The following is an 8,601-nucleotide window of genomic DNA, read 5'->3' as shown; positions in this document are numbered from 1 at the left end:
TCACGAGCGTAGGGCAGTGGAGGAATGACAACTAGAAGTCCGCTCTTCGACTTCAGTTGTCACTTCCGAAGTGCCCCGCAGCGAATATGAAGGAACTGAAAAAGTTTAAAACCACTTTTTCAGTTCCTTTTATTAGTTTGGCAATGGCTGCGCTCGTCGCTCGCATGATAGGAGAAAACCACTCCTATCATGCTTTTTAAAGATTGCGACGGCTACACTCATTGCTTAGGGACTGTAAAAGTGGAAGAGCACCACTTTTTCAGTTCCCATGCGAGTAGGCGCTGGAGCTGGACAACTTGCCCGAAGGTGCAAAACTTCTAAATTTTTACCTTTTAAGAAAAGCGCAAGCGCCTAGGATCACGAGCGTAGGGCAGTGGAGGAATGACAACTAGAAGTCCGCTCTTCGACTTCAGTTGTCACTTCCGAAGTGCCTTAGGGACTGTAAAAGTGGAAGAGCACCACTTTTTCAGTTCCCATGCGCGTAGGCGCTGAAGCTAGACAATGCCCCAAGGTGCAAAAACTTATATATGCTTACCTCAAAAAAAAACTCTCCAAATGGAGAGTTATAAAATAATTGCTATTAAACCACCTGAACCTTCATTGATGATTCTTTCTAACGTCTCTTTTAATTTATATCGAGCATTTTCCGGCATTAACGATAATTTAGCAGATATTCCTTCCCTCACAATGGAATTCAGTGAGCGTCCAAATATATCAGAATTCCAAATGGATAACGGATTTTCTTCAAAATCTTGCATTAAGTATCGGACTAACTCCTCACTTTGCTTTTCGGTTCCAATAATTGGAGCAAATTCAGATTCCACATCTACTTTGATCATATGAATAGAAGGAGCAACTGCCTTCAAACGAACACCGAATCTCGAACCTTGGCGAATGATTTCAGGCTCATCCAAACTCATATCTGTAATGGACGGGGCAGCGATACCATAACCCGTTTGTTTAACCATTTTAAGGGCTTCTGCAACTTGATCGAATTCTGCTTTTGCATGAGCGAAATCCTGCATTAATTCCAGAAGATGATCTTTACCTCTTATTTCAACCCCTACCACTTCTTTTAGAATTTGATCGTATAGATCATCTGGGGCATAAAGATCGATCTCTGCAACACCTTGACCCATTTCGATTCCTGCTAATTGGGCCTGCTCAATAAATTCATATTCATAAAATTGGCCTACAACCCGATCAACATCTCTCAAACGTTTTATATCTTTAACTGTTTCCCTTACTGCAACTTCATAATTTTCCCTTAACCAATGCTCTTCTTTTAAAACCATAACCCAGCTAGGCAAGTTAACATTCACTTCATGAACAGGGAACTCAAATAGTACCTCTCGTAATACGGTATTTATATCTTGCTCGTTCATCCCCTCAATGTTCATTGCAATGCACGGTACGTCATGTTTCCCCTGTAGATCTACCCGTAATTGTTCCGTATCAGGATGCTGCGGATGAACACTGTTTACGAGCACTATAAAAGGTTTTCCCACTTCTTTTAATTCTTCAATTACACGTTCTTCTGATTCCACATAGTCATGACGGGGAATTTCACCGATGGATCCATCTGTCGTTACGACAACCCCTAAGGTAGAATGCTCTTGAATAACCTTACGTGTTCCAATTTCAGCTGCTTCATGGAAAGGGATTGGGTCTTCATACCATGGAGTATTAATCATCCTAGGACCATTTTCATCCTCATAGCCCTTTGCACCAGGAACAGCGTACCCCACACTATCGACGACACGAACGTTTACATCTAACCCTTCATCCACATGGATAGTGACTGCTTGATTAGGAACAAACTTTGGTTCCGTTGTCATAATCTGTTTTCCGGCTGCGCTTTGAGGAAGTTCATCCTGTGCCCGCACACGATCCGCTTCGCTTTCAATATTAGGAATTACTGCAAGTTCCATAAATTTCTTAATAAATGTTGATTTTCCTGTCCGAACAGAACCTACAACTCCCAGATAAATATCACCACCTGTTCGTTCAGCAATATCTTTGAAAATATCAATTTTTTCCACAAAATCCCCTCCCGATCAAATTAAAAAATAGATTCGATTATCCTTTAGCATCCTTGTACATTACGATAGAAATACAATATATATTTATGATGTTGTCCAATAAATATGACAAGGTTATTGGTTTTTTCCAGTTTCTATAACAAATAATTACCGACAATGTTATAAGAATTGATCACTATCATTACCACATCCCCTGTATGATCATAATGTAATTCCCCTACTGTGATTTTGAAGGGTTACAGTGTTAAATAAGAAAAGCGCAAGCGCCTTGGTCACGAGCGTAGGGCAGTGCCTCTTCCTCTACTAGCATTGCTCTGAAGTTTATCCGTCCATCGGGCAAAACGTCACGTCCTGTGCCATGCCCGATATTAGGACGTCCTGTCCGTTGAGGCAACTCGAAGCATCCTCGTGAAGTAAACGCTCGTTGGACAGCGAATTCGAAGAAGTAGCTAGAAGTCCGATCTTTGACTTCAGTTGTCACTTTCGAAGTGCCCCGCAGCGAGTAGGCGCTGGAGCTAGACATCTTGCCCGAAGGTGCAAAAACTTATAAATTCTTACCTTTAAAAAAGCCTCCCTTTCTCTTGTATGTATATTGAGAAGGGAGGCCCTTTAGAACATAGAATATATAGTTATATTACAGGTTTTTTTAATATCCAATTGTATAATTAAATGAATATATTTTTATTATCTTTGTTTAAAAACAATTTGTCCTTCTTTCATCGTCTGAGGGACGGAATATACAGGGACAAAGGGGGAGTTGTCCACTAATAACCAGCGCAAGTCATCTCCCTCTACATACTCACCCATTCCAAATTCTTCAATAAAAAATTGTATATCTATGGAGTAATCAATAACGATATTCCCATTAGTTTCCATCAGCAATGGCAATCTGTGAGTTGGATGAAAAGGACTTTTGACCGAAGGTGCATCCTCGTAATTTAATGCTTCATGATCTAATTTTAATAGTTCGTCTCCAACAAATTCTGCAACAGGGGCATAGGAATTTACTCTTCTATATTCCTGAATTCGTCTTTGGAATTCTTGAATCTCCCGTACCATAACTAAATCAATAACCTTAACTTGAGGCACTTCTTCTGGATGGACTAATACGTATTGAAACACACCACCACTTTCAAAGGAATTCCCAGGTGCTGATTGTAAATATCTTGGTACTAATCTCGAAAAATCTACTGGATATTTTCGGAATATGGGAGTATCTGAATCTCTTGTTTTAATTGGAAGAACACCACTATCTTGACGGTATTGTAACACTGCAGACTCAACAGATTGTAATTGGTCACTATATGGAATACTATTTTCCACACGGCGTTCATCCGGGTATAAACATCCTGACATTAACACCACTATTAGTAATATAACAAAACATTTCCAGTACAATTTCATGATAATACCTACCTTACTGTAAAGATAATAGGTTCTATGTATTTAATCAGGAACCGGTCCACTAAAAACAACAAGAAAAATAATAATACCTGCTACCATTAAACAAATGAAACTAAATGACAATAACAAATAGCGGATAAAGCCCCTTAATTTTTCCTTAGTTACAATTGTAACAATGACAGAAACAAACATTAATCCCATTGCAAAGAAAGAAATCCACATTTTCATCAAAGGATCTCCCAGCATAAATCTCACCCCGTTTACATCATTCCTATAGTAAATATACCGATTTATTATAGCATAGAGAATAGTACAAAGCTATTTGAAAGGATAAATGACATAAGAAAAAGGCTGAAGAAGAGGGGCACTTTTCTTCAGCCTGACGACTAAATACTTACCTTTGTAAAACAGCCCTGATTTTGGCTAGGTTCCATTTTTAGTATATGCTTGAGAAAAGGGGTTCGATAAAATAAACGCCTATTTATTCTTATCCTGTTTAAACATTTTTGCCAAGCTTGAAAAATCCATCGGAACATTATTTCCTGTTATTGCCTTGACCAACTCATCTTCTTTTTCCTTTGAGACAGAAACATTTGCTACACTGGCAACTTGATGAATTAATTGCCGGACACTTTCCTCGTTTTGTAGATCAGAGGTGTTAACAGAATTTGCTAACTTAAATAAATCTTCTTGCTTTACATTCGTTTTTTTCTGTACCTGATCAAAAATATTATTGTTTTCTCCCAAAATAAAGCCCTCCTCATACAAGATGTCAACATATCATATGAAAAAGTAGGGCGCTATGTGAATCTCCAACGAAATTATAAAGGATCAATCTTTAAATCTTCAACCTCATGTTTTTTTACTCTGCCCATTAGTTCAGACACTGCTTCTTTCGTCGATTTATCGTGGAATAAGACATCATAAAGGACATTTGTGATCGGCATTTCCACCTTTTCTTTCTTTGCGAGCTCATAAGCAGCCTTCGTCGTTCTAATTCCTTCTACAACCATACCCATTTCATTTAATACTTCATCAATACTCTTGCCTTTACCGAGCATATTTCCTGCTCGCCAATTTCGGCTATGTACACTTGTACAAGTTACAATTAGATCCCCTAACCCCGATAGACCAGCGAACGTTAAGGGGGATGCTCCTAATTTTAAACCAAGACGGGCAATCTCAGCTAACCCTCTTGTCATTAATGCCGCCTTCGCATTATCACCGAATCCTAGTCCATTAGTCATCCCTGCCCCAATGGCAATAATATTTTTTAGAGCTCCTCCAATTTCTACTCCAATCAAATCAGGGTTAGTATAAACCCGGAAATGATTGGTCATGAATAGATCCTGGACGTATTTCGCAGCTTCCGGATTTAATGAAGAACTGGTTATGGTTGTAGGTTGACGAAGAGCCACCTCCTCCGCGTGACTGGGACCAGAGATTACCGCAACAGAAGATCTTAAATGTTGTGGAACTTCTTCTTCAATGATTTCAGAAATTCTGAAATGGGTTCCAGGTTCAATTCCTTTACTAGCATGGATAAAAGGGAGTGGACGGTCAAGATAGTTCCTCAGTTCCCCGAGGACATCCCTCATTGCTTTCGTTGGGACAACCAGGAGTATAGTATCTGCATCATGTAATGATGCCTCTAAATCGGTATAAGCTACAATAGAGCTTGGTAATTTTACATCTGTTAAGTATTGATTATTATAATGGTGTTGATTAATTTCTTCTGCCTGTTTTTGGGAGCGTCCCCACAAACGTACATCATGCCCATTATCTGCTAAAACAATAGAAAGGGCAGTTCCCCAGCTTCCAGATCCTAATACAGCAACCTTGGACATCGGTTATCCCCCTTTTTCTGTATTTTTTTTTGCTCCAATTTTACTCTCATTTCCCTTTACCAATCTAACAATATTTGACCGATGTCTCCATAGGGAGAACAAAGTAATCACTAATATAAAGTAAATATAATAAGTAGGATAGTTGAAAAAGTCCCAGAAAAAAATAGTTAAGATGGTTGATCCTACCATGAAAATAATGGATCCTAAGGAAACATATCTTGTTATTACAATGGAAAGGATAGCAACAATACCGGCTATTAAAGCCACGTAAAAAATTAATGTTGCTAATACGCCTATAGTGGTAGCCACCCCTTTCCCACCACGAAACCCATAATAAATAGGCCAATTATGTCCTGCTATTGCTGCAAGGCCACTTGTAGCTGCTATTAGTGAATTACCATCAGTGAACCATAAACCTAAGTAGACAGCTGCTACTCCTTTACCGCAATCCAATAATAAAACAGTGATGGCTGGTCCAACCCCCAAGACACGGAGGGTATTTGTTGCACCGGCATTTCCACTACCGTGCTGTCTGATATCCACTTGCCTTAATTTCTTAGCTATTACATAGCTGAAGCTTATGGAGCCAAGCAGATACGAAAATAAAATTGCTAAAAATGCTGTCATCTACTCCCGCACCTCCAATCTAAATAATTAATTTTAGTTAATCGTTCTTTTTTCTTGCCACAATCCGAATAGGTGTACCAGAAAAATTAAAAGTTGCTCTAATTTTATTTTCAAGATACCTTCGATACGAAAAATGTAATAATTCAGGATCATTCACAAATAACACAAAAGTTGGTGGAGCAACTGCAACTTGTGTACCATAACTGATCCGAAGTCGTTTCCCCCCATGATCTGTTGGTGTTGGGTTCATTGTTACTGCATCAACAATAACATCATTTAATACATGTGTTTGAACACGCATATTATGGTTTTCACTCACTTCTTTCACCATTGGAAGTAAATTCTGCATTCTACGTTTTGTTTTTGCAGAAAGAAACAGAATGGGAGCATAATCTAAATATAAAAAATGATCTCTTATTTTCTGTTCAAATTCCCTCATTGTTTTATCATCTTTTTCTACTGCATCCCATTTATTAACAACAAGGACTACAGCCCGTCCAGCTTCATGGGCGTATCCTGCAATTTTTTTATCTTGTTCAATTATTCCTTCTTCCGCGTTTAGAACCATTAAAACAACATCTGACCGCTCAATAGCCTTTAATGATCGAAGAACAGAATATTTTTCCGTACTTTCGTACACTTTTCCCTTTTTTCTCATACCAGCTGTGTCAATAACAACATATTCTTGTTCATCTTTGGTAAATGGGGTATCAATGGCATCTCTTGTTGTTCCGGGTATATCACTGACAATAACCCTTTCTTCCCCTAATATGGCATTAACTAGAGAGGACTTGCCAACATTCGGTCTCCCAATAAGACTGATTCGGATCGTATCCTCGTCGTAAGTGTCATCGGCATCCTTCGGAAAATGTTTTGCTGCCTCATCAAGGAAATCACCAAGTCCAATTCCATGTGAACCGGAAATGGGAAATGGTTCACCAATTCCAAGACTATAAAATTCATATAAGCGTTCATGCATAGAGGGGTCGTCCATTTTATTGACACCTAAAACAATTGGTTTTTTAGATCGGAATAACAATTGAGCAACTTCCTCATCGGCAGCAGTTACTCCTTCTCTCCCATTTACAATAAAACAAATAACATCTGCCTCATCAATTGCTATTTCCGCCTGATATCGCATTTGGACCATCAATGGCTCATCATTTATTTCAATTCCACCTGTATCAATAATATGAAAATCATGGTTTAACCACTCTGCCGAACTATAGATGCGGTCCCTAGTCACCCCTGGCTTATCTTCTACGATGGCTATTCTCTCACCCACAATTCGATTAAAAATTGTTGATTTCCCTACATTCGGCCTTCCTACAATTGCTAAAACTGGTTTTGGCACTTTATTTTCCTCACCTTTCCATAAAAAAAATACGTTTGTCATATATATTCTACACAATATATCGTTTTTTCATTGCATATTGAAAAACCTTCCCTCATACAGGAAAGGATATGTAAGCTACAATATTATATCAAATGCTATTCTACTTTAACAATTGATTTTTTATTATCTGGTACTAATTTTTTTAAATAAGTTATGCATTTAATTTTCTTTTCCTTGTAGGAGGTAATATATTCCCTTGATTCCATTTAGCTTTTAGTCTTTCCGAAAGCCTTTCAATCCCTTCCCACATGACAATCATCAAAAGGGAAATGGATAAAATATCCAAAAAGTAAAAATCTCCCACAATAATATAGTCTAGCGTGGGATGAGCATCATTCCATAAAAACAGAGTTAAAAGAACTTCTCCTTGTAAAGCACCAAAAATCATTACAGAAATCCGGTACATAAACTGTTTTACGAGTAGGAGAACAACCACTAAGGACCCACAGCTAATCATCATTAACGGGGACACATATAACCAGACAGGCTCAAAATATATGAAGTAATGGACACCGAGGAAGACCCCACTTACCATCATACAAATAATAGAATGATAAAATAATTGAACCTTTTTAGATTCAAGAAAATGTTTAAGTGACAGTACTATAAATACCACCAAGGAAGCCCTGACCTCGATGGAGATAAAAGGAATAGAAAATGTCAGGATGGAACTGATAATCAATATTAAAACAAGGGAAAGATTTAAATCTCTTCTTTTTTTTATATCATCAAAAAAATAAACTAAAATAGCCATAAGCCAACAAAACCAATAAAACCAGAATCCGTCCATCTTCATGTCCCTCCTTTTATAAACATCTTCCATATCATAATGGGCAGAAACATGGGGAAAATATACTTAAATGTCTGAAAAGGAGGGTAATTCATTGGGAAAAGACCGTCAAAGTAAAAAACTTATAAAAGAAGGTCGTGTGGAGACTGACAGAGATCAGTCACTTCACTATCCAGGAAGCAGTAAATTGGAATCTGCAGATGCAGCAAGAAAGAGACAACGGACTTGATAATAAGAAAAGCGCAAGCGCCTATGGTCACGAGCGTAGGGCAGTGGAGGAATGACAACTAGAAGTCCGCTCTCTGACTTCGGTTGTCACTTCCGAAGTGCCCCGCAGCGAGTAGGCGCTGGAGCTAGACAACTTGCCCGAAGGTGCAAACACTTTTACTTTCTTATCTTTTAAGAAAAGCGCAAGCGCCTTGGTCACGGGCGAAAGTCACTGGAAGGACTTTGACAGAAGCCGCTTTTTGGCTTCCGAAAAGTCCTGAAGTGATC

The 8,601-nt window shown here is 38.5% G+C and carries 10 protein-coding genes; 1 reads left to right on the top strand and 9 read right to left on the bottom strand.

What is annotated here, in order from left to right; genetic code table 11:
• Window positions 1–563: 563 nt before the first annotated feature.
• The 9 genes from spoIVA to KS419_RS17140 form a co-directional block, all read right to left on the bottom strand.
• Window positions 564–2,042, bottom strand: a complete 1,479-nt coding sequence (spoIVA, locus tag KS419_RS17180) for a stage IV sporulation protein A (RefSeq protein ID WP_217067623.1) — start codon at window positions 2,040–2,042, stop codon at window positions 564–566.
• Between the two features lie 244 nt (window positions 2,043–2,286).
• Entirely contained in the window at window positions 2,287–2,436 is a 150-nt protein-coding gene (locus KS419_RS17175; protein WP_217067622.1) for a hypothetical protein, read from the bottom strand.
• Window positions 2,437–2,726: 290 nt separating this feature from the next.
• The gene (locus tag KS419_RS17170; RefSeq protein ID WP_217067621.1) at window positions 2,727–3,446 is read right to left on the bottom strand and encodes a hypothetical protein; all 720 of its coding nucleotides are present in this window, start codon (window positions 3,444–3,446) and stop codon (window positions 2,727–2,729) included.
• Between the two features lie 42 nt (window positions 3,447–3,488).
• Window positions 3,489–3,674 (bottom strand): DUF2768 domain-containing protein, encoded by a 186-nt coding sequence (locus KS419_RS17165; RefSeq protein ID WP_246594234.1) that lies wholly within the window; start codon window positions 3,672–3,674, stop codon window positions 3,489–3,491.
• Between the two features lie 249 nt (window positions 3,675–3,923).
• The gene (locus KS419_RS17160; protein WP_246594233.1) at window positions 3,924–4,193 is read right to left on the bottom strand and encodes a stage VI sporulation protein F; all 270 of its coding nucleotides are present in this window, start codon (window positions 4,191–4,193) and stop codon (window positions 3,924–3,926) included.
• Between the two features lie 74 nt (window positions 4,194–4,267).
• Window positions 4,268–5,293, bottom strand: coding sequence for an NAD(P)H-dependent glycerol-3-phosphate dehydrogenase (locus KS419_RS17155; protein ID WP_217067619.1), 1,026 nt, complete (start codon window positions 5,291–5,293; stop codon window positions 4,268–4,270).
• Between the two features lie 3 nt (window positions 5,294–5,296).
• The gene (gene plsY / locus KS419_RS17150) at window positions 5,297–5,920 is read right to left on the bottom strand and encodes a glycerol-3-phosphate 1-O-acyltransferase PlsY (RefSeq protein WP_217067618.1); all 624 of its coding nucleotides are present in this window, start codon (window positions 5,918–5,920) and stop codon (window positions 5,297–5,299) included.
• 37 nt (window positions 5,921–5,957) lie between these two features.
• On the bottom strand, window positions 5,958–7,274 hold the full coding sequence (der, locus tag KS419_RS17145; RefSeq protein ID WP_217067617.1) for a ribosome biogenesis GTPase Der: 1,317 nt from the start codon (window positions 7,272–7,274) through the stop codon (window positions 5,958–5,960).
• A 193-nt stretch (window positions 7,275–7,467) separates the two neighbouring features.
• Entirely contained in the window at window positions 7,468–8,106 is a 639-nt protein-coding gene (locus tag KS419_RS17140; protein ID WP_217067616.1) for a YphA family membrane protein, read from the bottom strand.
• Window positions 8,107–8,200: 94 nt separating this feature from the next.
• Here KS419_RS17140 and KS419_RS17135 point away from each other — a divergent pair, with 94 nt between their 5' ends.
• Window positions 8,201–8,335, top strand: a complete 135-nt coding sequence (locus KS419_RS17135) for a YpzI family protein (RefSeq protein ID WP_217067615.1) — start codon at window positions 8,201–8,203, stop codon at window positions 8,333–8,335.
• Window positions 8,336–8,601: the final 266 nt, after the last annotated feature.

It is taken from the genome of Evansella tamaricis (assembly GCF_019042215.1).
Lineage (GTDB): Bacteria > Bacillota > Bacilli > Bacillales > Salisediminibacteriaceae > Evansella > Evansella tamaricis.
The sequence above is the reverse complement of the archived record's forward strand: the minus strand, read 5'-3'. Positions and strand labels throughout refer to the sequence as shown.

Excerpts from the sequence above, each read along its gene's own strand:
- KS419_RS17170 (WP_217067621.1), bottom strand. The coding sequence starts at position 3,446 with ATGAAATTGTACTGGAAATGTTTTGTTATATTACTAATAGTGGTGTTA.
- KS419_RS17165 (WP_246594234.1), bottom strand. The coding sequence starts at position 3,674 with ATGAAAATGTGGATTTCTTTCTTTGCAATGGGATTAATGTTTGTTTCT.
- KS419_RS17155 (WP_217067619.1), bottom strand. The coding sequence starts at position 5,293 with ATGTCCAAGGTTGCTGTATTAGGATCTGGAAGCTGGGGAACTGCCCTT.
- plsY (WP_217067618.1), bottom strand. The coding sequence starts at position 5,920 with ATGACAGCATTTTTAGCAATTTTATTTTCGTATCTGCTTGGCTCCATA.
- KS419_RS17140 (WP_217067616.1), bottom strand. The coding sequence starts at position 8,106 with ATGGACGGATTCTGGTTTTATTGGTTTTGTTGGCTTATGGCTATTTTA.